Source organism: Pseudomonas veronii (genome assembly GCF_001439695.1).
Lineage (GTDB): Bacteria > Pseudomonadota > Gammaproteobacteria > Pseudomonadales > Pseudomonadaceae > Aquipseudomonas > Aquipseudomonas veronii.
Window position 1 is genome coordinate 237,170 of sequence record NZ_JYLL01000005.1, and the last position, 24,686, is coordinate 261,855.

General features: G+C 60.7%; 27 protein-coding genes and 1 pseudogene. 16 read left to right on the forward strand and 12 right to left on the reverse strand.

What is annotated here, in order from left to right; genetic code table 11:
* Positions 1-2 precede the first annotated feature (2 nt).
* Together fahA and maiA are read left to right on the forward strand one after the other, a co-directional pair.
* Positions 3-1,289, forward strand: a complete 1,287-nt coding sequence (fahA, locus tag TU80_RS09030; protein WP_057004294.1) for a fumarylacetoacetase — start codon at positions 3-5, stop codon at positions 1,287-1,289.
* A 12-nt stretch (positions 1,290-1,301) separates the two neighbouring features.
* Positions 1,302-1,937 carry a maleylacetoacetate isomerase gene (gene maiA / locus TU80_RS09035; RefSeq protein WP_057004295.1) on the forward strand — a complete coding sequence of 212 codons (636 nt, stop codon included), beginning with the start codon at positions 1,302-1,304 and terminating at the stop codon, positions 1,935-1,937.
* A gap of 15 nt (positions 1,938-1,952) precedes the next feature.
* Here the strand turns inward: maiA and TU80_RS09040 are convergent, their stop codons facing one another.
* The gene (locus TU80_RS09040; RefSeq protein WP_046488617.1) at positions 1,953-2,756 is read right to left on the reverse strand and encodes a SirB1 family protein; all 804 of its coding nucleotides are present in this window, start codon (positions 2,754-2,756) and stop codon (positions 1,953-1,955) included.
* A gap of 185 nt (positions 2,757-2,941) precedes the next feature.
* On the opposite strand from TU80_RS09040, the gene TU80_RS09045 reads away from it, so the two are divergent.
* Positions 2,942-3,961 (forward strand): Leu/Phe/Val dehydrogenase, encoded by a 1,020-nt coding sequence (locus tag TU80_RS09045; protein WP_017848678.1) that lies wholly within the window; start codon positions 2,942-2,944, stop codon positions 3,959-3,961.
* Between the two features lie 55 nt (positions 3,962-4,016).
* On the opposite strand, the gene TU80_RS09050 is transcribed toward TU80_RS09045, so the two are convergent.
* Complete coding sequence (locus TU80_RS09050) at positions 4,017-4,277, reverse strand: YebG family protein (protein WP_010564043.1); 261 nt, start codon at positions 4,275-4,277, stop codon at positions 4,017-4,019.
* Between the two features lie 248 nt (positions 4,278-4,525).
* On the opposite strand from TU80_RS09050, the pseudogene TU80_RS33200 reads away from it, so the two are divergent.
* Both TU80_RS33200 and TU80_RS09060 read left to right on the forward strand, forming a co-directional pair.
* A pseudogene (locus TU80_RS33200) lies at positions 4,526-4,633 on the forward strand (phosphate-starvation-inducible protein PsiE); the annotation flags it as partial.
* Positions 4,634-4,822: 189 nt separating this feature from the next.
* On the forward strand, positions 4,823-5,260 hold the full coding sequence (locus TU80_RS09060) for a phosphate-starvation-inducible protein PsiE (RefSeq protein ID WP_057004297.1): 438 nt from the start codon (positions 4,823-4,825) through the stop codon (positions 5,258-5,260).
* Between the two features lie 120 nt (positions 5,261-5,380).
* Here TU80_RS09060 and TU80_RS31420 read toward each other — a convergent pair whose 3' ends face one another.
* Complete coding sequence (locus tag TU80_RS31420; RefSeq protein WP_082643817.1) at positions 5,381-6,598, reverse strand: DNA cytosine methyltransferase; 1,218 nt, start codon at positions 6,596-6,598, stop codon at positions 5,381-5,383.
* Between the two features lie 90 nt (positions 6,599-6,688).
* On the opposite strand from TU80_RS31420, the gene TU80_RS09065 reads away from it, so the two are divergent.
* The 3 genes from TU80_RS09065 to TU80_RS09070 are packed head-to-tail and all read left to right on the forward strand — an operon-like array spanning position 6,689 to position 7,700.
* Entirely contained in the window at positions 6,689-6,940 is a 252-nt protein-coding gene (locus TU80_RS09065; RefSeq protein ID WP_082643824.1) for a helix-turn-helix domain-containing protein, read from the forward strand.
* A 1-nt stretch (position 6,941) separates the two neighbouring features.
* Entirely contained in the window at positions 6,942-7,187 is a 246-nt protein-coding gene (locus tag TU80_RS31425; RefSeq protein WP_082643818.1) for a hypothetical protein, read from the forward strand.
* Between the two features lie 12 nt (positions 7,188-7,199).
* Entirely contained in the window at positions 7,200-7,700 is a 501-nt protein-coding gene (locus TU80_RS09070) for a hypothetical protein (protein WP_134939529.1), read from the forward strand.
* Between the two features lie 435 nt (positions 7,701-8,135).
* Here the strand turns inward: TU80_RS09070 and TU80_RS09075 are convergent, their stop codons facing one another.
* The gene (locus tag TU80_RS09075) at positions 8,136-8,453 is read right to left on the reverse strand and encodes a DUF3509 domain-containing protein (protein WP_057004300.1); all 318 of its coding nucleotides are present in this window, start codon (positions 8,451-8,453) and stop codon (positions 8,136-8,138) included.
* A 569-nt stretch (positions 8,454-9,022) separates the two neighbouring features.
* On the opposite strand from TU80_RS09075, the gene TU80_RS09085 reads away from it, so the two are divergent.
* Entirely contained in the window at positions 9,023-9,433 is a 411-nt protein-coding gene (locus tag TU80_RS09085) for an HPF/RaiA family ribosome-associated protein (protein ID WP_046384600.1), read from the forward strand.
* A 54-nt stretch (positions 9,434-9,487) separates the two neighbouring features.
* Here the strand turns inward: TU80_RS09085 and TU80_RS09090 are convergent, their stop codons facing one another.
* On the reverse strand, positions 9,488-11,008 hold the full coding sequence (locus tag TU80_RS09090; protein ID WP_057004301.1) for an MFS transporter: 1,521 nt from the start codon (positions 11,006-11,008) through the stop codon (positions 9,488-9,490).
* A 106-nt stretch (positions 11,009-11,114) separates the two neighbouring features.
* On the opposite strand from TU80_RS09090, the gene TU80_RS09095 reads away from it, so the two are divergent.
* The 6 genes from TU80_RS09095 to TU80_RS09120 all read left to right on the forward strand — a co-directional run bounded on the left by TU80_RS09095 (position 11,115) and on the right by TU80_RS09120 (position 15,883).
* A complete protein-coding gene (locus TU80_RS09095) occupies positions 11,115-12,026 on the forward strand; it encodes a LysR family transcriptional regulator (protein WP_057004302.1) in 912 nt (303 codons plus the stop codon).
* 96 nt (positions 12,027-12,122) lie between these two features.
* On the forward strand, positions 12,123-12,425 hold the full coding sequence (locus TU80_RS09100; protein WP_046384598.1) for a DUF3649 domain-containing protein: 303 nt from the start codon (positions 12,123-12,125) through the stop codon (positions 12,423-12,425).
* Entirely contained in the window at positions 12,422-13,996 is a 1,575-nt protein-coding gene (locus tag TU80_RS09105) for a PepSY domain-containing protein (protein WP_057004303.1), read from the forward strand. The genes TU80_RS09100 and TU80_RS09105 overlap by 4 nt, the downstream gene beginning before the upstream one ends.
* Positions 13,997-14,323, forward strand: a complete 327-nt coding sequence (locus TU80_RS09110; protein ID WP_057004304.1) for a DUF3325 domain-containing protein — start codon at positions 13,997-13,999, stop codon at positions 14,321-14,323.
* A 7-nt stretch (positions 14,324-14,330) separates the two neighbouring features.
* Complete coding sequence (locus tag TU80_RS09115) at positions 14,331-14,909, forward strand: RNA polymerase sigma factor (protein WP_017844530.1); 579 nt, start codon at positions 14,331-14,333, stop codon at positions 14,907-14,909.
* A complete protein-coding gene (locus TU80_RS09120) occupies positions 14,906-15,883 on the forward strand; it encodes a FecR family protein (RefSeq protein ID WP_057004305.1) in 978 nt (325 codons plus the stop codon). Before TU80_RS09115 ends, TU80_RS09120 begins: the two co-directional genes overlap by 4 nt.
* Here TU80_RS09120 and TU80_RS09125 read toward each other — a convergent pair whose 3' ends face one another.
* Positions 15,884-16,234, reverse strand: coding sequence for a glutaredoxin family protein (locus TU80_RS09125; protein ID WP_057004306.1), 351 nt, complete (start codon positions 16,232-16,234; stop codon positions 15,884-15,886).
* Positions 16,234-17,238 (reverse strand): nucleoid-associated protein YejK, encoded by a 1,005-nt coding sequence (yejK, locus tag TU80_RS09130; RefSeq protein WP_017844533.1) that lies wholly within the window; start codon positions 17,236-17,238, stop codon positions 16,234-16,236. Before yejK ends, TU80_RS09125 begins: the two co-directional genes overlap by 1 nt.
* A 397-nt stretch (positions 17,239-17,635) precedes the next feature.
* On the opposite strand from yejK, the gene TU80_RS09135 reads away from it, so the two are divergent.
* Positions 17,636-17,917, forward strand: coding sequence for an HU family DNA-binding protein (locus tag TU80_RS09135; RefSeq protein WP_003188840.1), 282 nt, complete (start codon positions 17,636-17,638; stop codon positions 17,915-17,917).
* A gap of 67 nt (positions 17,918-17,984) precedes the next feature.
* Here TU80_RS09135 and rlmF read toward each other — a convergent pair whose 3' ends face one another.
* The 5 genes from rlmF to TU80_RS09160 form a co-directional block, all read right to left on the reverse strand.
* Positions 17,985-19,007 carry a 23S rRNA (adenine(1618)-N(6))-methyltransferase RlmF gene (rlmF, locus tag TU80_RS09140; protein WP_046384592.1) on the reverse strand — a complete coding sequence of 341 codons (1,023 nt, stop codon included), beginning with the start codon at positions 19,005-19,007 and terminating at the stop codon, positions 17,985-17,987.
* 156 nt (positions 19,008-19,163) lie between these two features.
* Complete coding sequence (locus TU80_RS09145) at positions 19,164-22,010, reverse strand: valine--tRNA ligase (protein WP_057004307.1); 2,847 nt, start codon at positions 22,008-22,010, stop codon at positions 19,164-19,166.
* A 174-nt stretch (positions 22,011-22,184) separates the two neighbouring features.
* Positions 22,185-22,589 (reverse strand): hypothetical protein, encoded by a 405-nt coding sequence (locus TU80_RS09150; protein WP_057004308.1) that lies wholly within the window; start codon positions 22,587-22,589, stop codon positions 22,185-22,187.
* A gap of 7 nt (positions 22,590-22,596) precedes the next feature.
* Positions 22,597-23,025, reverse strand: coding sequence for a DNA polymerase III subunit chi (locus tag TU80_RS09155; RefSeq protein WP_057004309.1), 429 nt, complete (start codon positions 23,023-23,025; stop codon positions 22,597-22,599).
* 52 nt (positions 23,026-23,077) lie between these two features.
* Complete coding sequence (locus TU80_RS09160) at positions 23,078-24,568, reverse strand: leucyl aminopeptidase (RefSeq protein ID WP_057004310.1); 1,491 nt, start codon at positions 24,566-24,568, stop codon at positions 23,078-23,080.
* Positions 24,569-24,686 lie beyond the last annotated feature (118 nt).

Sequence of the window (24,686 nt, forward strand, 5' to 3'; positions counted from 1 at the left end):
CCATGACGCAATCAACGCTCGCCCGCAGTTGGGTCACCAGCGCCAACGGTCATCGTGATTTTCCCCTGCAAAACCTGCCGCTGGGGGTGTTCAGCATCAACGGCGCGGCGCCGCGCAGTGGCGTGGCGATCGGCGACTGCATTCTCGACCTGCTGGCCGCCCGCGATGCGTTTGACGGTGAAGCGCTGCGCGCCGTCGATGCCACTGCCGGCGGGCAGTTGAACGCGTTCTTCGAGCTGGGCCGTGGCCCGCGCGTGGCCTTGCGCGAGCGCCTGTTGGCATTGCTCGGGGAGGGCAGTCCGCTGCAAGCACGCGAGGCCGAAGTGCTGCACCGCGCCGCCGATTGCCAGATGCACCTGCCCGCCAAGATCAATGACTACACCGACTTCTATGTCGGCATCGAACACGCGCAGAACGTCGGCAAACTGTTCCGCCCCGACAACCCGCTGCTGCCCAACTACAAGTACGTGCCGATCGGTTATCACGGCCGTGCATCGACCATTCGCCCGTCCGGCACCGAGGTGCGCCGCCCCAAAGGCCAGACCCTGCCGGCCGGCCAGACCGAGCCGACCTTCGGCCCCTGCGCGCGGCTGGACTACGAGTTGGAGCTGGGCATCTGGATCGGCCAGGGCAATGCCATGGGCGACTCGATTGCCATTGGCGAGGCGGCCGAGCACATTGCCGGTTTCTGCCTGCTCAACGACTGGTCGGCGCGGGATATCCAGGCCTGGGAGTACCAGCCGTTGGGGCCGTTCCTGTCGAAGAGTTTTATCACCAGCATCTCGCCGTGGGTGCTGACGGCCGAAGCGCTGGCGCCGTTCCGCCAGGCACAACCGGCACGTCCCGCAGGCGATCCGCAGCCGCTGCCGTACCTGCTGGATCAACGCGATCAGGCGGCGGGCGCGTTCAATATCGAGCTGGAGGTGCTGCTGACCACGGCGTCGATGCGTGAACAGAACCTGCCGGCCCAGCGCCTGACCCTGAGCAACACCCAGTACATGTACTGGACCGTGGCGCAAATGGTTGCGCATCACAGCGTCAATGGCTGCCAGTTGCAGGCCGGCGATCTGTTCGGTTCGGGCACCTTGTCCGGGCCGCAGCCGGGGCAGTTCGGCAGCCTGCTGGAGATCACCGAGGGCGGCAAGAAGCCGATTGAACTGGCGTCGGGCGAGGTGCGTAAATTCCTCGAAGACGGTGATGAAATCATCCTGCGCGGCCGTTGCAGCCGTGACGGTTTTGCCTCCATCGGCTTCGGCGAATGCCGCGGCACGGTGGTCGCGGCGCGCTGAGGGGGCGGGGCGATGGAACTTTACACTTACTATCGGTCCACTGCGTCGTACCGGGTACGGATCGCGCTGGCGCTCAAGGGCCTGGACTTCACCGCCGTGCCGGTCAACCTAGTGGCGCCGGCGGGCGGCGCCCATCGCCAGCCGGAGTACCTGGCGATCAACCCACAAGGTCGCGTCCCGGCGCTGCGCACCGATGACGGCGAACTGTTGATCCAGTCGTCGGCGATCATCGAATACCTGGAGGAATGTTATCCACAGGTGCCGCTGCTGTCCCAGGACCTGGCAGCCCGCGCCCATGCGCGCGCGGTGGCGTCGATCATCGCCTGCGACATTCACCCGCTGCACAACTCCAGCACCCAGAACCTGTTGCGCCAGTGGGGCCACGATGAAACCCAGGTGCTGGCCTGGATCGGTCATTGGATCAGCCAGGGCTTGGACGCGGTCGAGCAGTTGATTGGCGATCACGGGTTTTGCTTTGGCGAGCAGCCGGGGCTGGCGGATGCGTTTCTGATTCCGCAGCTGTATGCCGCCGAGCGCTTCAAGGTGGCGTTGGCGGGGTATCCGCGTATCGGGCGGGTGGCGGCTTTGGCGGCGCAGCATCCGGCGTTTATCCAGGCGCACCCTGCCAACCAGCCTGATACACCCTAGACGCGCTCGTTGTGTTCAGTGAATCACCGAGTTGGGCGGCAAGTGGCCCAGCCGCTGGGTCAGGCGCAGGCGCTGGATCGGGTCTTCGCTGAGCAGCAGCGCGTGCTCCAGGTCGAAACGCTCGGCGCTTGGGCAGTCCAGGCGTTGATACAGGCTGGCCCGCGCCAGGTAATCGGCGGCGCTGGCATGGCCCAGTTCCAGCACGCGCTCGGCGTCGACCAGGGCGGCCAGCGGGTCGTCATTGGAGAGGTACAACTGGCGCAGGTTGCGCGACAGTCGTTGCAGGATCGAGCGTGGGCTGGCGGTGCGCAGGTGGTCGGCTTGCAGCTTGAGGTCGGGGCCGTATTGGCGTTGCAACAGTTCGCGGCAATCGTTGGGGTACAGGCGTCGGCCGCCGCAAGGGTCGAGCAGGTGATCGGCGCCGGGTACCCGCAGCAGGAAGTGGCCGGGGAAGTTGACGCCGACCATCGGGATATTCAGGCGTTGCGCCAGTTCCATCGCGATCAGCCCCATGGCCAGGGGTTGTCCGCGCTTGCGCTGCAACACCTTGTCCAGCAGCGCGGCGGCGGGGCGCAGCGGGGTGAAGTCATCCTGGGCGAACCCGAGGTCATTCAGGCGTCGCAGCAACGGCTGGCCGAGCTCATCCGCCGGCAACAGGGGCATGCCCAGGCTGACCTGCTGTTGCAGCACGTTGAGCTCCTGCAGGATCAACAGCGGTTGCACCGTTGGGTCATGCTCGGCCGCAATCCACAGCGCAGCTTCAAACAGCGCAGGGGGCGAACGTTCCAGGCAGGCGAAAAAGGCGTGACGGGGGTTCATTGCATTCTCCGGCGGATGCTCCCGTTTTAGCCTTGCTGAGAATTTTCGTCCAGTAGCTTGAGAGATATCCTACTTGCTTATGTCGCAGGCCCCGCAAAACCGGGTGGCTTATTCCCGCGCACTTCGGCAGTTTTCTGCCGCAGGCCTATACTTGGCGACACCAGAAGTGATTCGGGAGCTTGACGATGTTTGCTCTCATGCACAGCACCCGCCTTGAATCGCTGCACCTAAGCATCGACCCGACGACCGGGTTGAAGGCGATCATAGCCATCCACAACAGCCGCCTGGGGCCTGCCCTGGGTGGTTGTCGTTACCTCGCATATCCCGACGACGAAAGCGCGGTGGCCGACGCCGCACGCCTGGCCCAAGGCATGAGCTACAAGGCCGCCCTGGCGGGTTTGCCGGTAGGCGGTGGTTGCGCCGTGATCCTGCGCCCCGCCCATGTGGAAAGCCGCGCGGCCCTGTTTGAAGCCTTCGGGCGATGTGTCGAGCAACTTGATGGCCGCTATATCACCGCCATCGACAGCGGCACCTCGGTGGCCGACATGGATTGCATTGCCCAGCAAACCCGCTTCGTCACCAGCACCACCGCCGCCGGCGACCCTGCGCCCCATGCCGCCATGGGCGTATTCGCCGGTATCCGCACCACCGCGATGGCGCGCCTGGGCAGCGACAATCTCGAAGGCTTGCGCGTGGCGATCCAGGGCCTGGGCAACGTCGGTTACGCCCTCGCCGAACAACTGCATGCCGCCGGCGCCGAACTGCTGGTCAGCGACATCGACCAAGGCAAAGTGCAACTGGCCATGGAGCAACTCGGCGCACACCCGATCGCCAATGACGCCTTGCTCAGCACCCCCTGCGACATCCTCGCGCCCTGCGGCCTCGGCGCCGTGTTCAATCGCAACAGCGTCGGCCAACTGCGTTGCGCCGCCGTGGCCGGTTCCGCCAGTGCGCAACTGACCAACCTGCAAGTCGCCGACCAGTTGGAAGGGCGCGGCATCCTCTACGCCCCGGACTATGTGATCAACTCCGGTGGCCTGATCTACGTCGCCCTCAAACACAGCGGCGCCGAACTGCCGACCATCACCGCGCACCTGTCGAACATCGGCACGCGCCTGACCGAAATCTTCGCCCACGCCCAGGCCGAAAAACGCTCCCCCGCACGGGTCGCCGATGAACTGGCCGAGCGCCTGCTTTACCGCTAGCCCACGCATTAAAAAGGCCCTGAATCATCGATTCAGGGCCTGTTCAATTCGGGCTTTATTCCGCCGGCGGGTTCAGCAACTCGGACAGCGCGTCCGGTTGGCTCTTGAACGCCTTGGCAAAGACATCGCGGTTTTTCGCCATGTAGATCCCGGCCTCTTCAACCTGCTGCTCGCTCAACGACGGCACGGCTTTTTGCAACACTTCTGCGAGCAACTCAGCGAGTTCAAGCATCTTGTCATGACGGTCAGCTTCGGCTTTATCCATGAACAAACGCTCCAGATCTCGGCTGCTGCGGTATACCACTTCGACGGCCATTCACCACCTCACATGCCTTCACGATAGTTGTCTTTTGCGACTACTGTATTTATATACAGCTAAAAGGGTAAGCCAAACCGTGGGGTTTGGGTAGCAGTTTTTTAATGTAGCCCGGAAATACAGGTTTGGAGTGTCTCATGTCACCCCGCCATCATCTTAGCCCTGCCGCTGGCCTTTTTTCTGCATGCAGAACAACCGTCACGTCCAAGCGGCACTATCCGGTCGAGCCGACCTAAGGAAGCATCATCGTGAAAATCAACCGGGTCGAAAAGCTGCGTCAGAATGTCCGCGGGCTGGCTGAGTCGCCGGGCAATCTGTTTGTCGAGTCGTTCGACTACCTGGCGTTGGCCGCCATGTTCGGGATTTACTTCAAGAGCAAGGTCAAGTTTACTTATATCCTTAACGTTGGCCTGTTTTTAGGAAGAACTCCGCAAGATCAATTTGTTACTGTGTAGCCTCGGATACGGGGGCTGGATGAGCCGTGCGGTAGAGGCAATGCGTGGTCTTTTTTTTTCGGTTTGACGTGCGATGGGGAGTGGGAAGTTATGAAGTGGGCAGATCGGATGCGGGTGCGGCTTCATGCGGGGGCTAATAGCTTAGGGAACCTGAGTGTAGAGTTTTTTCACTATCTAGCATTGTTCGCAATTGGCGCAATCACCGTATGGGCGGGTATTTCGGCGTTTGTTGATATGCTGCATCAAGAGAAAGTCAGTGTCGATGACATCTTGCTGCTTTTCATTTATCTCGAATTACTCGCCATGTCGGGAATCTATTTTAAAACAAATCATATGCCATTGAGGTTCCTCCTTTACATTGGAGTGACGGCATTGATTCGGCTACTGATTAGCGATGTGTCGCACCACAAAGCTCCTGATGAAGGGATTCTGTATATCAGTGGCGGCGTTCTGCTTCTCGCTTTTTCGATTCTGGTTGTAAGATATTCTTCGTCAAAATATCCATCCGTGAAAGAAAGGAGTGATTGAGTGTCAAGGTTGTTTTGGGGTTGAGTATTTTTGTCGCGGGGGTAATTCAATGTGCTGAGACTGTTTATTGTATGACGGTGGTGACTATGAAGGAGGATTTTCCTTCATAGTTACGTTGAATTATTGCGTCAGGTGGCTAAGGCTATCCTTATCTAATAGATCCGCTATCGCCTGTCCAAAAGCCTGAGCCATAAGAGGGGGGACAGCGTTGCCTATCATCTGAGACACAGGGTTTATCAAATCAGGAAATACAAAGTCGTCATCGAAGCTTTGCAACCGCGCGGCCTCACGCATGGTAATTGCTCTATCCTCGACTGGATGTGCGAATCTACCCGAACCGACATGGTAAACCCATGTGGTGATTGTCAATGCCGGCTCGTTCCAGTCGAGCCTTCTATAGGCACTGCCATAGAAGCTTCGAGTTTGTAAGCTTTCATCGACATGTTTCATTCTGCCTGTACCTACCGCGTTGATACGCTGTAAGCTCTTTTCACTGAGAATTCTCGCAATATGGTTGCGAACTTCACCTGATTTTGAACGCATCAAGGTCGCAAACGCATTCTGACTTTTCCTGTTGTAGGGGAGTCGTGTCCCTTGTACATAAGAGGGTTCAGGAAGGTCACCAATCGCATCGCTGACAGTGTTGTAAGGCTTGTCGGCAATAAGGTCCAGTTGGTTGCTGCTGGGTTTGACATGCGTAGGGGTAGGGAAAGGTAGCTTCGATGTTGGGATATCCATATAGCCGCGATGGATGCCAATAAATATTACCCGGTTGCGGATTTGAGGCACTCCATAATCGGCCGCGCAAACTTTTCTGTAATCGGCGGTGTAACCCAACTCATCTAATCGCTTTAATAAGTCTTCGGCAAATCGCCCTCCACCGAAACTCAGAAACTCTCTAACGTTTTCAATAAGAACAACCTTAGGCCTCAAGGTCTCAATGGTGCTCAAAAATGCACGGTATAAATGGTTTCTCGGGTCGTCATAGAAGCGTTTTACCCCGCACTCCTCGTACTGCCGAACGCCATTTCTACTGAAACCTTGGCAGGGTGGGCCACCCACCAATAGGTCCAGTTCTCCGGGAGTATCCAAGCCTGTAGGGCGTAGCCAATCACTGATGTTCTTTGTTGCGTCTGGTCCCGCTATTTCTCTTATATCGCCTTGGTACGAAAGTGGCGGAGACCCTGCTGAATTGAGATGGTTGGCCACAAATGTCCGTATTGGATGTGCTTCTATCTCGATCCCAGCTTCAATTGAGTAGCGCCCAGTGCGCTCAAGTCCCCTGCTGATTCCACCGCACCCACAAAAAAGGTCAATAACGCGATATTTTTTTTTCATTTCAAAAGGTACTGATAGTCCGTGGATTCATGGTCTTCATGTCCGGACTATACGCATCTCATGAGAGGGGTGCAAATGACAGCTGACGATATGTGGGGGGCCAAGGTAAAACAGGCTTTTGGTGATCGACTCCGGGATCTACGCCATCAGCTATCTATTACCCAAGAAGGCTTGGCGCTCCGGTGTGGACTTGACCGTAGCTATGTCGGTCAAGTCGAGAGAGGGGAGCGGAATATTAGTCTTGAAAATATTTATAGACTTGCGGAGGGGTTGGGCATTCCTCCCAGCGAACTACTAGTGGAATTAGACGGTTTAACCAAGAATACAAGTTCTGGAGTGTAAGGTGAGCTATCTCTCGAAAGATCAGCTGGTGGAGCTGTCACGTCTGCTTAGAACTTTTTTCTGTTTGCCGTACTCGACCGATTTGGATGGCAAGGATGCAGAAACGTTAATCAGAATCGTAAAGAAAGCAGTTGGCCCCAGGTCGAAACGCAAGGAGCTTTTCGATATTATCGATGGGGATGTTGGGTATTCTGTTAAAACTTTATTCAAAAGTCCCAATGCGGTCAGGGTGGATCTTCAAGAGTAGCGATTTTGTGATGTGGATGAAGTTCGGGTTTTGCGTGCGGCGGGTGGTGATAATGCCGCAGCTCAAGGGAAAATACTTTTGAGGTATATGTACTCTCGAATCAAGGAGCAGATGGATGAGCGCGGTATAAAAACTGCTAAATCCTTAATTCTTTTGAAGCACTGGAATGTCAGTCGTACCGAGTTTGAGTTTGTTTATTGGGAAGAGGATTTTTTAGGGTTTGTCGAAAACCTGCTTGTTCGTGACGAGGCAGGCGAAATTGAATGGGTGATTCAAGGTGCGGGTCTCCATGCCAGGGACCGGTTGAGGCTCGCGCAGAAACGCGGCAAGAGCGAATCAGATCCTGAGGCCGTCAGGATGCTGCGAATGCATTATAAGCATAACCAGATATTTACAGATCACGATATTCCAGTGGGGGCTGACAGGATTTCGTTTTCCGCTTCTCCCTTGTCGTGGGATGATACGAATAGTTTGATCGATCTACACTTTGCTAATCAGCTTCGTGCTAATTAGTGCATAGATGCCGAGCTGGTTTTCCAGCTCGAATTTCTTTCCTGTTGCATTCTCTCGTTCGCTGGATTATTGGAAGTTATTCCGTTCGCGTATTGGTGCTTTACTGGGGCTGCGGCTGAACAGCTCATTGCATCAAGGGCCGATAATTGCGCGGGATACGTCTGGACGGTCAGCGTTTATTTCTTAGATATAGCTGTTCTACCGAACGCTATCGATTATTGAAATATAGAGAAGTCGGTGCGAGTTTAAGACGCGTTTCGAGTAAGACACAGCTAGTCGGTGGCTTGATGCACTCGAGAATGAATCGTCCATCCCTCTCGCGCAGTTCTGTCAGTCTCGGTGGTGATCAAAAACGTACCCATGGTTATTCTTCGGCGTTTCCGTCGGTGAAGGTGCAAGGCCCGCGCCGCATGGGTGAGAGCCCTGAAACAGCGTTTAAAACCTGACGCTCAAGGGCTGGGCGCGGGTGGGCGGTCGCTGCAACAGCTTGTGACTGTCCCCGTCCGTCATCACTGCCAGGATTTCCATGGCGCTGTGGCCCTGCTCGATGGCAATGCCGAACTGGATGCTTTGCACCAGGCGCTTGAGCCGTTGCGGGTCGTTGCGTTGTGCGGCGCTGATCATGCGCTTGACCACCACGCCCTGCTCATTCGAGAGGGTCAGCATGATGCTGCCATCCAGGCGCTGGATGCTCAGGTTGACCCGGTATTGTGGGGTGAAGGTGTCGGTGATGATCTGAAAAGGATTGTCCATGGTGCGTTACCGCCTGATAAGAACATGCAGTCATTGACGACCGAGGTCTGGATTAGTTCGCGTTGCCTGACCACCGGCCACTCCGTCGCTGAGGGTTCACAACATCCGTTTGCCTCATCAGCTGTACAGCAAGGGCCGTGCCGTACAGCGACCTGTCTGACGCTGGAACACACCTGTGGGAGAGGGCTGGCCCGCGATTGCGGGGGATCAGCTCATGAATCCTCGGCTGAGAGACGGCTATCGCGGGCGAGCCGGTTCCCACATGGGTTGGCGTCGTGCTTTGTTTCAGGGCAATAGCGAGAATGCGGTGCATGATTGGTCGGCGGCGCAAGCAGGCGCGCGCGGGGCAACGATGAAGATTGCGGGGGGGAGGAAGATGTAACTAACTCCCCACCCTACCAGCGTTTTTGCTTGTAGTCAGGGTTAATTTGTAATGTGGGATTTATCTTTGCAAAGGGGTTGAATTGTTTCTCTGACTGCTCAATTGTGTAATCAAGAGGTCATGGTTTCACCACCCCGGTGTTGCAGTTTGTGACCTCTCGCGAGCTAGCTGAAATAAGGGAAGAACTATGCAAATCCAAGTCAATAGCGATAACCATATTGAAAGCAGCATCCGACTGGAGGAGTGGGTACGTAATACCATTGAAAGCACGCTCGAACGTTATGAAGAAGACCTGACCCGCGTTGAGGTCTACCTGCGGGATGAGAACGGCGACAAGCCCGGTCCCCACGATTTAAGCTGCCGCCTGGAAGCACGGCCAAAGGGCCATCAACCGCTTTCGGTGCTGCATAAAGCCGATACGCTGGAACTGGCGATCGACGGTGCCGCGACCAAGCTGGACCATGCGTTGGAACACCTGTTCGGCAAACTGCAAGGCAAGCCACGCGCTGCCGCGAAAAATGTGCCGGCCAACAAAGTGAATGATGACGCGCTTGAAGAGGAATTCCTGGAAAACGAAAACGCTGCAATTAACAGCTGACAGTTTTTTCATTCCCCACTGAGAACGGGCCTGCAGATGCAGGCCCGTTTTTGTTTACCTGCTGCGTCGGAAAAAATACCCGCTCAACCACGCCAACCCACACGCCCCTACGCCCGCAAACAACATCGCCCAACCTGCGCCGTGGCGCAGCGCCGCTTGGGCATCCGCGCGCGCCAGCCCCATCGAGCTCAGCACTTCCAGCTTGCCCGCTGCAATGTGCTGACTGATCGCGGGCCAATCCAGTGCGCTGGTTTCGGGCAGCACTTCGGCCAGTTGATGGCTGATCCCCAGCAAGAGCACCAAACCCATCAGCGCAATATTCAGCGCCAGGGTGATCAGCCGCGCACTGAGGTCGATACCCGAGGCCATGCCGGCGCGATCCGCCGAGACCGAGCCGGTGGTGGTGTTGGTGGTCGGTGAGTTGGTCAGCGCCAAGCCCACGCCGGCCATCGCGCAACTGAACAGCACCAGCACGATGTTTGGATGCGCGGCGCCATTGGCGGCGGCCATGGCCAGAAAGCCGGTGCCCATCACCCCCAGGCCCAGCGGGATGATGCGTGCGGCGCCGTAGCGCAGGGCCAGGCGTTCGGCCAGCGGCGGTACCAGCAAGGTGGGCAGGGTATAGGCGAGCAGGGCGCTGCCGGTGGTCAGGGTGTCGTAGCCCAGGCCCGCCTGGAAGTACAACGGCAGGTAGATCATGAACGGCCAGAAGCTGAAGTTCATGCCGATCGACCCCATCAACGCGCCGTTGAAGCGTTGGATGCGAAACACCGAAAAATCGAACATCGGATGGGCGCTGCGCCGCTCAATCAAGCTGAACAGCAGCAGCGCGGCCAGCGACAGGCCGGCCCAGCCCAGCATGGCCGGTGCGCCAAAGCCATTCTCGGTGCCTTGGGTGATGAAATAAACCAACGCAAACACCGACAGCGTCAAGGTGAGCATGCCGGCGATATCGAGGCGATGGCTGGCCGGGTCGCGCGACTCCTGCACGCTGACATGCAGCAGCACCAGAGTCAGCAAGGTCAGCGGCACATGTACGAGAAACACCCAGCGCCAGTCCGCCACCGCCAGGATCAACGCCCCGACCATCGGCCCGAAGCCCAGGCCCAGGCCCGCGATCACGCCCCACACCGCAAAAGCCCGCGCCCGCGCCGCCGGTTCACGGAACTGGTGCGACAAAATCGCGAACTGGCAGATCATCATCGCCCCGGCGCCCACGCCCTGGACGAAACGCGCCGTGATCAGCTGGGACGCGTCTTCAGCCAGCCCGCAGGCCAGTGAGGCCAAGCCAAACAGCCACAGGCACAGCACCAGCATGCGTCGCCGGCCAAAGCGGTCGGCCAGCGTGCCGGCAGCCATCAGTACGCTGGTGCAGGCCAGGGTGTAGGCGTTCATGATCCATTGGGCATCCTGGAAACCCGTGCCCAATTGTTGTTCCAGCGTGGGCAGGATCACCGGCACGCTGGAGATTTCCAGGCCGAACATCAGCGCCACCAGGCACACGGCGGTGAGGGCGAGCGCGTTTCTGGCGGAGCTTGATGGGCTGACAGCCGATACAGCGACGGCGGGAGGCATGGGGTCTTCCTTTCGAGAGGTGGAGCGTGTCATTCTCGCGGGAAGTAGATTCTTTATTCGTGACAAGTTTTCCTTCAATCAGGGAATCAAAGGCGACAATTACAGCATGGCCACCCCACGTTTTGATGGCGTTGAACTCTTTCTGCAGATCGTCGAGAGCGGCAACCTGACCGAAGCCGCCGAACGGCTGAACCTCACCCGTTCGGCCGTGGGCAAAGGCTTGGCGCGCCTCGAGGCGCGCCTGGGCACGTGCCTGTTGCAGCGTTCCACCCGCCGCCAGCGGTTGACTGAGGACGGGCAGGCTTATTACGAGCATTGCCTGCGCGCGCTGGCCGAGCTGGAAGCGGCCGAATCTGTGCTCGAAAGCGGTCGGCGGCAGCCTCGCGGGCGCTTGAGGGCGAGCCTGCCGCTGGCTTTCGGGCATCACTACGCGGCGCCGGCGTTGTGGGGTTTGCTGGACCGTTTTGCGCAGTTGGAGATTGATATTTCGTTTTCTGACCGGCTGATCGACGTGGCCCAGGAAGGCTTCGACCTGGCGGTGCGAATCGGCGCGTTACCCGACACCGACCGCTTGAGCGCGCGGCGCCTGGGCGAACAGGCCATCGGCCTGGCGGCGGCGCCGGCGTATTTGCGCCGCGTCGGTCGAATCGAGTGTCTCGAGGATTTGGCCGGGCACCGCGGCATTGCCTACCGCTGCAATGCGCCACGCCTGGAGTGGGAACTCAATGATGCCCAAGGCCGCCCGCACCGCGCGCGGGTCGCCTCGCCGCTGATGATGGACGACCTCCAGGCCGTGGCCGATGCCGCCATCGCTGGCGTGGGCCTGGCCTGGTTGCCGAGCTGGCTGATCGCGCACTATGTGCTGCGCGGGCAGTTGGAAGCGGTACTGCCGAGCTACCGCGAGCAACCCGCGCCGATCCATGTGATCTGGCCCACCGCGGCGCACATGCCGGCCAAGACGCGCTGCGCCATCGACGCCCTGGTCGCGGGCACCCCGAGTTGCCTGGCGGGCAGCTAGATCTCACGCCTTCGAGCAGGTGATTCATCCGTTCTCTTTTGCTTATGAGAATATTTATCATTAATATTGCGCTCTGATGAACCTGGCGCTCCCCGCATGAAAAGCAAAACCTCGCTTCCCGCCGCTTACCGCCTCGCTGTCACGTCACGCGCATTGGCCGCTGTGGTCGGCGGCTATCTGATGGCGTCTCTGGCCGCCGTCTGCCTGGCGCTGTGGCTGCCCACGTCCCGCGCCGACGCAGTGATCACCGGGATGATGAGTTCGTTTGTGTTCTACCTGTTGGCGGTGCTGTGGTGCTTTGCCTGCCGCACGGCATGGCGTGCCTGGTGTGGCGTGATGCTGCCGAGCGCGTTGTTCGCGACCCTGGCAGGTGTGGGTGTATGGATGGCACGCACATGAAAGAAGGATTCCGCCAGGCCATGGCCTGGTTGCACACTTGGGCCGGACTGATCTTTGGCTGGCTGCTGTTTGCGATTTTCCTGACGGGCACCTTGTCGTATTTCAAGGATGAAATCAGCCATTGGACCCAGCCCGAAGTGCAGGCCAGGCCGTTGGACGATGGGCGCAGCCTCGCGGTGGCCCAAGCCTACCTGCAGCAGCAGGCGCCCACCGCCGCGCGCTGGATTATTACCTTGCCGAACAGCCGCGACCCTGGCCTGTCGGTGATGTGGCAAGACAAGGTCGACCCGGGCAAACGCGGCAACTTCATCCAGAAAGTCCTCGACCCGGTCAGCGGCCAAGCCGTGCAAGCCCGCGAAAGCATGGGCGGCGAGTTCTTCTATCGCTTCCACTTCCAGCTGCAAATGCCGTACCCCTGGGGCCGCTGGTTATCCACCTTCGCCGCGATGGTGATGTTGGTCGCGTTGATCACCGGCATCATCACCCACAAAAAAATCTTCAAGGACTTCTTCACCTTCCGCCCCCGCAAGGGCCAGCGCTCCTGGCTCGACGGGCATAACGCCGTGGGCGTGCTGGTGCTGCCGTTTCATTTGATGATCACCTACAGCAGCCTGGTGATCTTCATGAGCATGGTCATGCCGGCCCCGATCGTGGCCTCTTACGGCAACGACAGCCGGGCCTTCTTCAACGAGGTGTTCCCCGCCACCGACAACGCCCCGGCGCTGGGCCAGCCCGGCACATTGTTGCCGTTGCTGCCGATGTACGAACAGGCGCGGGCGCAGTGGGCGGGCGGGCATGTCGGGCGTTTGGTGGTGAATAACCCGAGTGATGCGAATGCCTCGGTCAATGTGGTCCGCGCCGGCGCCGACCGCGTGGTGCATGATTTCGGCAGCACCGTGTCGTTCAACGGCAGTACCGGCGAGCGGCTGCGGGTCAGCGCCGAGCAATCGCTGCCGGCGGCGATCGGTGGCAGTTTCTATGGCCTGCACATGGGCCGTTTCGCCGGCCCGGTGTTGCGCTGGCTGTATTTTATCTGTGGGCTGGCGGGCACCGCGATGATCGGCACCGGCCTGGTGATCTGGCTCGGCAAGCGCCAGCTCAAGCACGCCAAAACCGGCGGCATGCCGTTTGAGCTGCGCCTGGTCGAAGTGCTCAATATCGCCAGCATGTCCGGGTTGTTGATCGCCATCGCGGCGTTCTTCTGGGCCAACCGTTTGTTGCCGGTGAGCTTCGCCCAGCGCGCCGACTGGGAAGTGCAAATGTTCTTTATCGCGTGGGGCCTGAGCCTGTTGCACGCCATGCTGCGCCGAGGGCGCCAGGCCTGGGTCGAGCAACTGAGCGTTGGCGCGCTGTTGTTTGGCGCGATCCCTGCGCTCAACGCGCTGACCACCTCGCACCACCTGGGCGTGTCACTGGCGACGGGCGACTGGGCCATGGCCGGCTTCGACCTGACGTGCCTGGGCAGCGGAGGATTCCTCGCCTGGGCCGCCTGGAAGATGCACCACCGCACGGCGCCCCAGCCCAAGGCCGAACGGGCGCGCGCGCTCACTCTCAAACCGGAGGCGCATTGAATGCTGCTTGCATGGCTGATGTGCTACGTCGGGTTTACCGCACTGTGCCTGTCCACCGACCGTCACCATGGCGAACTGCTGCGCAGCAAGCCGTCGCCGCGCCGCCGCCTGGGGTTGCGCGCGGTCGGCGGGGGGGCCTTGACGCTATCGATCTGGCCAGCGGTGGCTGCCTCGGGGTGGGCCCAAGGCCTGGTGGAGTGGTGCGCGGTGTTGATGCTCAGCGCGCTGCTGCTGGTGCTGCTGTTGCCGTATTGGCCGAGGTTGGCCTTGAGCCTGGCGGGCGTCGGCCTGCTGGCCGGTCCCGTCGCAGCCTTTGCCACCCTGTGAGCCGCGCATGATGATCAGTACGCCACCGGAACCCCAGGACAGCCCGCACGCGGACGCGGCGGGTGGGCGCGCGCATTTCCTGCAGGTGTTTTTGTCCCAGCGTTCGCAGATGGAAGCGCTGGTCAGCCGGCGCGTGGGCTGTCGTGCCACTGCAGCCGACCTGGTGCAGGACTTGTTCCTGCGCTTCTGGCGCCGGCCGCTGGTGCAGGTCGAAGAACTCAGCACGTACCTGCTGCGCTGCGCCGGCAATATCGCCATCGACCACCTGCGCAGCGAAGGCGCGCGGGTGCGCAGCAACGAAGGCTGGTTGCCCGAGCAGCAGGACAATCAAGGCTCCGAACCCCAGGCTGCACTGGAGGCCGGCAACGACCTGCGCCACGTCGAGGCGGCCTTGCGCAGCTTGCCCGAGCGCACCCGCCAGATCTTCCTGCTCAACCGCATCCATGGCCGCAAATACGCGCAAATCGCCAAGGCCATGGGGCTGTCCCAAAGTGCCGTGGAAAAACATATGATGCGTGCCCTCGAAGCCTGCAAAGCCAGCCTTCGCGAGCCATCGCCTCCACGCACGCCAGGGAAAGCACCGTGAATGTCACTCCCACGCCCGACCAGCAACAGGCCGCACTGGCCTGGCTGAGCCTGTTGCACGACCAGCCCAGCAGCGGCGACCAGGCCACCTTCAGCCTTTGGCTGCGGGCTGATCCGGCACACGTCGAGGCCTATTCCCAGGCCCAGGTGCTATGGGAGTTGAGCGAAGTGCCGGCGCGTAAACTGGCGGACGAAGACGCGTTGGCCTTACACGGCTACCTGAATGCGATGCACACCTCGCAGCGCTCACGGGCCATGCGCGGGGTGGGCGCCCTGGCCATGGCCGCGTGCCTGGTGTTGATGGTGTGCATGGGCGGCGGCTGGCAACCGTCGCGCTGGGTCGATGACCTGGGGGCGGACTACGTGACGGCGCCGGGCGAGGTGAAAACCGTGACCCTGGCCGATCAATCCCGCGTCACCCTGGATGCCGACAGCGCCATCGCCGTGGATTTCAGCCAAGGTGAGCGGCATGTCCAACTGCGGCGCGGCGCGGGCTTTTTCAGCGTGACTCACACCGGCGCGGTATTTGTGGTGGGCGCGGGCAGTGGTGAAACACGGGTGCTGGGCACGCAGTTCGAAGTGCGTCTGCAACCGGCGGGCGCGCAGGTGACAGTGTTGTCGGGGCGGGTCGGCGTCACGCCGGCCAAGCAGGGTGCGCAGCAAATTCTTACGGCGGGCCAGCAAATGAGCTACGCCGAGAGCGTGGCCGAGCCCCTGCACGCGGTCGACAGCGAATCTCGCCTGGCCTGGCGCGACGGCTGGCTCAACTACTACAAGGCACCGCTGGCCGAGGTGATCGAGGATCTGCAGCGTTACTACCCTGGGCGCATCCTGCTGCTCAACGACGAAGTGGGCTCCCGGCGTGTCAGCGGCAGTTTCCCGAGCAACGATCCGCAAGCCGTGCTGAATGGCTTGCAAGCGGTGCTGGGGTTCGAGCAGCACACGCTGCTGGGGCGGCTGATCGTGGTGCGCTGATTACTTCAGCGCCGCCATGATCTTCTCGGGGCTGTAATCGCGAATCAACGTGCCGTTCACGTCCACGAACGGAATCCCGCCGCCGCCCAACGCTTCATAGGCCTTGCGCGCCTGGGTGTCTTTTTCGATATCGAGCGCCTGGTACGGAATGCCTTTCTGGTCGAGGAAGCGGCGGATCTGTTTGCAGTAGCCACACCACTCGGTGGAGTAGAGCACCACGCGCGCCGAAGCCCGCGTTTGCTCCGGGACCACCTGGGACGGGTTGAACAGCCGTTCGACCTTGCCCCAGTTCTGGATCGCCACCACCACCAGCAACACCAGCAGGACTTTTTTAAGGACCCCGCCGAGCATCAGTTGCGGCGCTTGAGCTGGTCGGTCAGTTGGGTCGGCAGGCCCTTGATGATCAAGGTGCCGGCGGCTTCGTCGTACTCGATCTTGTCGCCCAGCAGGTGCGCTTCAAAGCTGATCGACAGCCCTTCGGCGCGCCCGGTGAAGCGGCGGAACTGGTTGAGGGTGCGTTTGTCGGCCGGGATCTCCGGCGACAGCCCATAGTCCTTGTTGCGGATGTGGTCATAGAACGCCTTAGGCCGATCTTCATCGATCAGCCCCGACAGTTCTTCCAGGCCCATCGGCTCGCCGAGCTTGGCCTGGCTGCTGGCGTAGTCCACCAGGGTCTTGGTCTTTTCGCGGGCTGTTTCGTCCGGCAGGTCCTCGCTTTCAACGAAGTCGCTGAACGCCTTGAGCAGGGTGCGCGTTTCGCCCGGGCCGTCGACGCCTTCCTGGCAGCCGATGAAGTCGCGGAAGTACTCCGAGACTTTCTTGCCGTTCTTGCCCTTGATGAACGAGATGTACTGCTTGGACTGCTTGTTGTTCTGCCACTCGGACACGTTGATCCGCGCCGCCAGGTGCAACTGGCCCAGGTCCAGGTGGCGCGATGGCGTCACGTCCAGTTCGTCGGTGACCGCCACGCCTTCGCTGTGGTGCAGCAGGGCGATGGCCAGGTAGTCGGTCATGCCTTGCTGGTAGTGGGCAAACAGCACGTGGCCGCCGGTGGACAGGTTGGACTCTTCCATCAGCTTCTGCAGGTGTTCGACGGCGGTGCGGCTGAACGTGGTGAAATCCTGGCCCCCGTCGAAATACTCCTTCAACCAGCCGCTGAACGGGTGCGCGCCCGACTCGGCATGGAAGAAACCCCAGGCCTTGCCTTGTTTGGCGTTGTAGCTCTCGTTGAGGTCGGCAAGCATGTTCTCGATCGCGGCCGACTCGGCAAGTTCGGAGTCGCGGGCGTGGAGAACTGCGGGTGTGCCGTCGGGTTTTTTGTCGATCAGGTGGACGATGCAATGACGGATCGGCATAGGCTTCTCGGCTGGTTGATAGGGGAGCGGTTGGCCTCCCCGAAAAGTCGCCCAGTGTACCGCACCCATTGGCCAAGACGTGCTTTGAAGGTGTTTTGGAAGGCCTCCGACGGGCCATATGCCTTTTTTTCACGGTTTAGAGCGATAAAGCTGACCAAATGGGTAGGTAGAAGCGGATATTTCCCCGTCTCTGTGCTAGTTTTGCCCGGTCTTACGCCCAAGACTCGGCGTTAAGCGTGCATTCAGTATTTGTCAGGTCGAACCAATCCTCGTTTCAAGCATCTATAACCCCGATCTCCGAGGTTATAGCCGGGGATGCCAGGCCTTGACGGTCGGGCTCGACGGCTGACACTGCACTCTGCAATCCATATGAATTTGATAGGGAAGGAACACCACAATGGCTATTACTAAAGACCAACTGATCGCTGACCTGGCTGAAGCAGTAGACGCACCGAAAACCACCGTGCGCGCTCTGCTGGACCAACTGAGCCAAGTTGTTGCTGATCAGCTGGAAAACGGCGGCGAAATCACTCTGCCAGGCGTTGGCAAACTGAAAGTGACCGAGCGTCCTGCCCGTACTGGCCGTAACCCTTCGACTGGCGCTGCCATCGAAATCGCTGCCAAGAAAGTTATCAAGCTGGTTGTGGCCAAAGGCCTGACCGACGCTGTTAACAAGTAAGACGCAGCAAAAAAAACCGTGCGCCGGAGCGATCCGGGCACGGTTTTTTGTTGCCCGGGATTTAGGCTCAGTCTTTGCGCGCCCAGCGCTGGCGCCATACCTGCTGCTCGGATGGGGTCTGGAAGGTCCAGGCGACAAAGCGGCTCTGTTTCTGGCCCTGGGACATTTCCACCACCTGGCTTTGCAGCACGCCGGCTTTTCTCAGCGCGGTCTCGATCGCGGGCAGGTTCGAGGCTTTCGACACCAGGGTGCTGAACCACAACACCTTGTGGGCAAAGTGCGCGCTCTCGGCGATCAATTGCGTCACGAAGCGCGCTTCACCGCCTTCACACCACAGTTCGGCCGATTGGCCGCCGAAGTTCAGCACCGGCAACTTGCGTTTTGGGTCAGCCTTGCCCAGGGCGCGCCATTTGCGTTCGCTGCCTTTGGTGGCCTCGTCCATGGACGCGTGGAACGGCGGGTTGCACATGGTCAGGTCAAAGCGCTCGCCCGGTTCCAGCAGGCCCAGCAGGATCTGTTTGGGGTTGCTTTGCTGGCGAAGCTGGATCGCCTTGTTCAGGCCGTTGGACTGCACGATGGCCTTGGCGGCGGCGACGGCGGTGGGGTCGACTTCCGAACCGAGGAAGTGCCAGCGGTATTCGCTGTAGCCGATCAGCGGGTAGACGCAGTTGGCGCCCATGCCGATGTCCAGCACCTTGACCGGCGCGCCGCGGGGGATTTCGCCGTCATTGACACTGGCCAGCAGGTCGGCGAGGAAGTGGACGTAGTCGGCACGCCCTGGCACCGGCGGGCACAGGTAATCCGCCGGGATGTCCCAATGCTGCACGCCATAGAAGGACTTCAACAGCGCCCGGTTGAATACGCGCACGGCGTCCGGGCTGGCGAAGTCGATGCTTTCCTTGCCGTAGGGGTTGATGATCACGAATTGCGCCAGTTCCGGCGTGGTCTTGATCAGCGCCGGGAAGTCGTAACGGCCCTGGTGGCGGTTGCGCGGGTGCAGGCTGGCCTCTTTGCGCGGCACGACGGGTTTGGCCGTGGCGGCGGTCTTGGGCTTCTTGCGCGGAGGTTTCGGTGTGCTGGGGGCGGTCATGATGATTCTGGTGTTGGCTCAAAGTGGTGGGCATTGTCACACATCCTGAGGTCAACTCGATCAAATGTGGGAGGGAGCAAGCCCCCTCCCACATTGATCGGGTTTGCAAAGGAAAAAAAAGAGACCCGCAGGTCTCTTTTTTCACACGGCTAGCCCTTACAGGCTGGAAATCCGCGCATGTTGCTCCGCCAGCTTGCCCAGGGCCTGTTCGGCCTCGGCCAGTTTGGCGCGTTCTTTGTCGATTACTTCAGCCGGTGCCTTGTCGACGAATGCCGCGTTGGACAGCTTGCCGCCGACCCGCTGCACTTCGCCTTGCAGGCGTGCAATTTCCTTGTCGAGACGGGCCAGTTCCGCGCCTTTGTCGATCAGGCCGGCCATCGGCACCAGCACTTCCATGTCGCCGACCAGTGCGGTCGCCGACAGTGGCGCTTCGGCGTCATCCGCCAATACGGTGATCGATTCGAGCTTGGCCAGCTTCTTGAGCAGCGCATCGTTCTCGCTGAGACGACGCTGGTCTTCGGCGCTGGCGTTCTTCACGAACACCGCCAGTGGCTTGCCCGGGCCGATGTTCATCTCGGCGCGGATGTTGCGCGTGCCGAGCATCAGGGTCTTGAGCCATTCGATATCGCTTTCGGCAGCCTCATCGATGCGGGCTTCGTTGGCCACCGGCCAAGGTTGCAGCATGATGGTCTTGCCTTGGATACCGGCCAGCGGCGCGAGGCGCTGCCAGATTTCTTCGGTGATGAACGGCATGAATGGGTGCGCCAGGCGCAGTGCCACTTCGAGGACGCGCACCAGGGTGCGACGGGTGCCGCGCTGGCGTTCGACCGGCGCATTTTCGTCCCACAGCACTGGCTTGGACAGTTCCAGGTACCAGTCGCAATACTGGTTCCAGATGAACTCGTACAAGACCTGCGCGGCCAGGTCGAAACGGAACTGGTCGAGTTGGCGGGTCACTTCGGCTTCGGTACGCTGCAGTTGCGAGATGATCCAGCGGTCGGCCAGGGTCAGTTCGACTTCTTCGCCGTTCTGCCCGCAGTCTTCGCCTTTATCCAGGACGTAGCGCGCCGCGTTCCAGATTTTGTTGCAGAAGTTGCGATAGCCTTCGACGCGGCCCATGTCGAACTTGATGTCGCGACCGGTGGACGCCAGCGAGCAGAAGGTGAAGCGCAGGGCGTCGGTGCCGTAGCTGGCGATGCCGTCGGCGAACTCGTCGCGGGTCTGCTTCTCGATCTTCTTCGCCAGTTTCGGCTGCATCATGCCCGAGGTGCGTTTCTGCACCAGGGTTTCCAGGTCGATACCGTCGATGATGTCCAGGGGGTCCAGAACGTTGCCCTTGGACTTGGACATCTTCTGGCCCTGGCCATCGCGCACCAGGCCGTGGACGTACACGGTCTTGAACGGTACTTGCGGCGTGCCGTCTTCGTTCTTCACCAGGTGCATGGTCAGCATGATCATCCGGGCAACCCAGAAGAAAATGATGTCGAAGCCGGTGACCAGCACGTCGGTGGAGTGGAATTTCTTCAGGAACTCGGTCTGCTGCGGCCAGCCCAGGGTGGAGAAGGTCCACAGGCCCGCGCTGAACCAGGTGTCCAGTACGTCGTTGTCCTGCTGCAGCGCCACGTCCGGGCCGAGGTTGTGCTTGGCGCGCACTTCGGCTTCGTCGCGGCCGACATAGACCTTGCCCGACTCGTCGTACCAGGCCGGAATGCGGTGGCCCCACCACAGCTGACGGCTGATGCACCAGTCCTGGATGTCGCGCATCCACGAGAAGTACATGTTTTCATACTGTTTAGGCACGAACTGGATGCGGCCATCTTCCACGGCTGCAATCGCAGGCTCAGCCAGCGGCTTGGTAGACACGTACCACTGGTCGGTCAGCCACGGTTCGATGATGGTGCCGGAGCGGTCGCCCTTCGGCACTTTCAGGTTGTGGTCGTCGACGCTGACCAGCAGGCCGGCGGCGTCGAAGGCGGCAACGATCTGCTTGCGCGCTTCGAAACGGTCGAGACCGACGTATTCGGCCGGGATCTTGCCGTCGATGCTCGCGTTCAGCGTGCCGTCCAGATTGAAGACCTGGCAGGCCGGCAGTACGGCGGCATTCTTGTCGAAGATGTTCAGCAGCGGCAGGTTGTGGCGCTTGCCGACTTCGTAGTCGTTGAAATCGTGGGCCGGGGTGATTTTCACGCAGCCGGTGCCGAATTCGGGGTCGCAGTAGTCGTCGGCGATGATCGGGATGCGGCGGCCGACAAGCGGCAGCTCGACGAACTTGCCGATCAGGGCCTGGTAGCGCTCATCGTTCGGGTTCACGGCCACGGCGGCATCGCCGAGCATGGTTTCCGGACGGGTGGTGGCGACGATCAGGTAGTCGTGGCCTTCAGCGGTCTTGGCGCCGTCGGCCAGCGGGTACTTGAGGTTCCACAGGAAGCCTTTCTCGTCGTGGTTTTCCACTTCGAGGTCGGAAATCGCCGTGTGCAGTTTGGTGTCCCAGTTGACCAGGCGCTTGCCGCGGTAGATCAGGCCGTCTTCATGCAGGCGCACGAAGGCTTCTTTCACGGCTTCCGACAGGCCGTCGTCCATGGTGAAGCGCTCGCGGCTCCAGTCGACGGACGAACCCAGGCGACGGATCTGACGGCTGATGTTGCCGCCGGACTGGTCCTTCCATTCCCAGACTTTCTCCAGGAATTTCTCGCGGCCCAGGTCGTGACGGTTCTGGCCGGTGGCTTCGAGTTGGCGCTCCACCAGCATCTGCGTGGCGATACCGGCGTGGTCGGTGCCCGGTTGCCACAGGGTGTTGCGGCCCTGCATGCGGCGGAAACGGATCAACGCATCCATGATCGCATTGTTGAAGCCATGGCCCATGTGCAGGCTGCCAGTGACGTTCGGTGGCGGAATCATGATGGTGTAGGAATCGCCCGCACCTTGCGGAGCGAAATAATTCTCGGACTCCCAGGTCTGGTACCAGGAAGTTTCAATAGCGTGCGGCTGGTAGGTCTTATCCATGCGCGGCGGGACCCTAGTTGGCATTAATTCAGGAAAGCCGGCAAGTATAACGGGGGATAGGGGCGAGGGGTAGGAGCGAGCTTGCTCGCGAAAACCTGAAGGGCCGCGCGTTCATTCAGGATGTCCGCGCCATCGTTGACGATTTTCGCGAGCAAGCTCGCTCCTACAGGGGCGCTAATTCTGGTATTGACTGAGCAACCGCTCCATCCGCGCATCCATCCGGCGCTTGATCTCGGTTTCGATATGCGGGGCGAAGTCGTCGATCACGTCTTGCATGATCAGTTGCGCGGCGGCGCGCAGTTCGTTGTCCAGGTGCAGCAGCAAGGCATCCGGGGTTTTTTCGGCAGGCGCGGCAGCGGGCGCCGCTTCGACAACCGGTGGGGCCGGCGCAGGTTGCGGTTCGAGCGGCTCAACCGGCTTGGCGCCGACCATGTCGAACAACAAGGGGATCTGCACGTCGCCATTGACGGTTTCTGTCAATAACGGCGGTTGAAGGTTGTCATCACCCAGCAACTGACGGATCGACTCCAGGTCGTCCAACAGGTGGTCGTCTTTTTTTAGCGTGTTCGGGGTGTCCATCATGCACTCAAAGTCGTTGTAGCCGGTGATCCTGCAAAGGATAGCCCTGTTCGCGATAGAAACGGAAACTCTCCCGCGCGGCCTGACGAATAGCCGGATCTTCCACCACCACTTCCGCCACACGGGCGAACGCCTTGGCAAAGGCCGGGACTTTCAGGTCGAGGTTGACCAGCAGGTCATGGTGATCGCCGCAGCTGTCGCCTACGCCCAGGACCACCTGGCCGTCGGGTTCACTTTCCGCAGGGCCGTGGGGCACGAAACTTTCGCCCTTGAAGCGCCACAGGCGTGCGTCGAGCTCGTCGCGTTGGGCGGCATCGCTGCAATGCAGGTAGATGCGGTGGCCCATGCGCCAGGCTTTTTCGGTGAGTTTGCAGGCAAAGTCCAGGCGCGCGAGCGGATCGGCGCTGGGCAGTATATAGAAGTCAACTTGGGTCATTGCGGTTCCTGGAGCCCGAGGCGGCGGTAACGCCGCCCCGGAGTCACGGTTTTCAGGCCTTGGCGCGATCCAGCAGGTACTGGGTCAGCAGAGGCACCGGACGGCCGGTAGCGCCCTTGTCCTTGCCGCCGCTGGTCCAGGCGGTGCCGGCGATGTCCAGGTGCGCCCAGTTGAAGTTCTTGGCGAACCGCGACAGGAAGCAGGCTGCAGTGATGGTGCCGGCTTTCGGGCCGCCGATGTTGGCGATGTCGGCGAACGGGCTGTCCAGCTGTTCCTGGTACTCATCGAACAGCGGCAGTTGCCAGGCGCGGTCATCGGCGGCCTTGCCGGCGCTGAGCAGTTGCTCGATCAACTCGTCGTTGTTGCCCAGCAGACCCGAAGTGTGGGAACCGAGAGCAACGATGCAGGCACCGGTCAAGGTGGCGATGTCGATCACCGCCTGTGGCTTGAAGCGTTCGGCGTAGGTCAGCGCATCGCACAGCACCAGGCGGCCTTCGGCGTCGGTGTTGAGGATTTCGACGGTCTGGCCGCTCAGGGTGGTGACGATATCGCCCGGACGGGCCGCGCCGCCGCTCGGCATGTTCTCGGCGCAGGCCAGGATGCACACCAGGTTGATCGGCAGCTTGAGCTCCAGCACCGCGCGCAGGGTGCCGAACACGCTGGCGGCGCCGCCCATGTCGTACTTCATCTCATCCATGCCCAGGCCCGGCTTGAGGCTGATGCCGCCGGTGTCGAAGGTGATGCCTTTACCGACCAGGGCGTAAGGCTTCTCGGCCTTCTTGCCGCCGTTGTATTGCATCACGATCAGGCGTGGCGGCTGGTCGCTGCCCTGGCCGACCGCATAGAACGAGCCCATGCCCAGTTCCTTGATCTTCTTCTCATCCAGCACTTCGACTTTCAGGCTTTTGAATTCCTTGCCCAGCGCCTTGGCCTGCTCGCCCAGGTAGGTCGGGTGGCAGATGTTCGGCGGCAGGTTGCCGAGGTCGCGGGTGAACGACATGCCGGCGGCGATGGCCTGGGCGTGGCTCACGGCGCGTTCGACTTCGGCCTGGGCGGCCTTGATGGTCAGCAGGGTGACTTTCTTCAAGGCACGCGGTTCGGCTTTCTGGCTCTTGAACTGGTCGAAGATGTAGCCGCCGTCGAGCAGGCTTTCGGCCAGCAGGCGGGTCTTGCCGTAGCTGTCACGGCCCTTGACCACGATTTCATCGAGTGCCAGCGTCGCGTCGCTGCCGCCCAGACCCTTGAGGGTGGTGAGAATGCCGCTGATGATCTTGCGGAACGGGCGGTCGCCGAGTTCGGCGTCCTTGCCCACGCCCACCAGCAATACGCGCTCGGCCTTCAGGTTCGGCAGGCTTTGCAGCAGCAGGCTCTGGCCGACCTTGCCGGCCAGGTCGCCGCGCTTGAGGACCGCGCTGATGGCGCCGCCGCTCAGTTCGTCGAGTTGTTTGGCCGCAACGCCGAGCTTGCGGCCTTCGCCGACAGCGACCGCGAGGGTGGCGGTTTTCAACGTTTCGGGGCTAACGCTTTTTACAACCAATTCCATGTTCGGGTCCCTTATAAAGGTCTGTGAGCCTGGAGTCTGTGTGCTCCGGCTTTTAAAGCCTGGCAGCCGTGTAAACCGCCAGCGACAAAGGCCGCAGTTTGAACCTCGGCGGCGGAGC

Bases quoted from the DNA above. Each gene is read 5' to 3' on its own strand.
- rlmF (WP_046384592.1), bottom strand. From the start codon at position 19,007: ATGACCGCCCCCAGCACACCGAAACCTCCGCGCAAGAAGCCCAAGACC.
- TU80_RS31420 (WP_082643817.1), bottom strand. From the start codon at position 6,598: ATGAAAAAAAAATATCGCGTTATTGACCTTTTTTGTGGGTGCGGTGGA.
- TU80_RS09115 (WP_017844530.1), top strand. From the start codon at position 14,331: ATGATGATCAGTACGCCACCGGAACCCCAGGACAGCCCGCACGCGGAC.
- TU80_RS09150 (WP_057004308.1), bottom strand. From the start codon at position 22,589: ATGGACACCCCGAACACGCTAAAAAAAGACGACCACCTGTTGGACGAC.
- TU80_RS09075 (WP_057004300.1), bottom strand. From the start codon at position 8,453: ATGGACAATCCTTTTCAGATCATCACCGACACCTTCACCCCACAATAC.
- TU80_RS09145 (WP_057004307.1), bottom strand. From the start codon at position 22,010: ATGGATAAGACCTACCAGCCGCACGCTATTGAAACTTCCTGGTACCAG.
- TU80_RS09090 (WP_057004301.1), bottom strand. From the start codon at position 11,008: ATGCCTCCCGCCGTCGCTGTATCGGCTGTCAGCCCATCAAGCTCCGCC.
- fahA (WP_057004294.1), top strand. From the start codon at position 3: ATGACGCAATCAACGCTCGCCCGCAGTTGGGTCACCAGCGCCAACGGT.
- TU80_RS09065 (WP_082643824.1), top strand. From the start codon at position 6,689: ATGTGGGGGGCCAAGGTAAAACAGGCTTTTGGTGATCGACTCCGGGAT.
- TU80_RS09155 (WP_057004309.1), bottom strand. From the start codon at position 23,025: ATGACCCAAGTTGACTTCTATATACTGCCCAGCGCCGATCCGCTCGCG.
- TU80_RS09105 (WP_057004303.1), top strand. From the start codon at position 12,422: ATGAAAGAAGGATTCCGCCAGGCCATGGCCTGGTTGCACACTTGGGCC.
- maiA (WP_057004295.1), top strand. From the start codon at position 1,302: ATGGAACTTTACACTTACTATCGGTCCACTGCGTCGTACCGGGTACGG.
- TU80_RS09045 (WP_017848678.1), top strand. From the start codon at position 2,942: ATGTTTGCTCTCATGCACAGCACCCGCCTTGAATCGCTGCACCTAAGC.
- yejK (WP_017844533.1), bottom strand. From the start codon at position 17,238: ATGCCGATCCGTCATTGCATCGTCCACCTGATCGACAAAAAACCCGAC.
- TU80_RS09050 (WP_010564043.1), bottom strand. From the start codon at position 4,277: ATGGCCGTCGAAGTGGTATACCGCAGCAGCCGAGATCTGGAGCGTTTG.
- TU80_RS09040 (WP_046488617.1), bottom strand. From the start codon at position 2,756: ATGAACCCCCGTCACGCCTTTTTCGCCTGCCTGGAACGTTCGCCCCCT.
- TU80_RS09100 (WP_046384598.1), top strand. From the start codon at position 12,123: ATGAAAAGCAAAACCTCGCTTCCCGCCGCTTACCGCCTCGCTGTCACG.
- TU80_RS09160 (WP_057004310.1), bottom strand. From the start codon at position 24,568: ATGGAATTGGTTGTAAAAAGCGTTAGCCCCGAAACGTTGAAAACCGCC.
- TU80_RS09125 (WP_057004306.1), bottom strand. From the start codon at position 16,234: ATGCTCGGCGGGGTCCTTAAAAAAGTCCTGCTGGTGTTGCTGGTGGTG.
- TU80_RS09135 (WP_003188840.1), top strand. From the start codon at position 17,636: ATGGCTATTACTAAAGACCAACTGATCGCTGACCTGGCTGAAGCAGTA.
- TU80_RS09110 (WP_057004304.1), top strand. From the start codon at position 13,997: ATGCTGCTTGCATGGCTGATGTGCTACGTCGGGTTTACCGCACTGTGC.
- TU80_RS09095 (WP_057004302.1), top strand. From the start codon at position 11,115: ATGGCCACCCCACGTTTTGATGGCGTTGAACTCTTTCTGCAGATCGTC.
- TU80_RS09060 (WP_057004297.1), top strand. From the start codon at position 4,823: ATGAAGTGGGCAGATCGGATGCGGGTGCGGCTTCATGCGGGGGCTAAT.
- TU80_RS09085 (WP_046384600.1), top strand. From the start codon at position 9,023: ATGCAAATCCAAGTCAATAGCGATAACCATATTGAAAGCAGCATCCGA.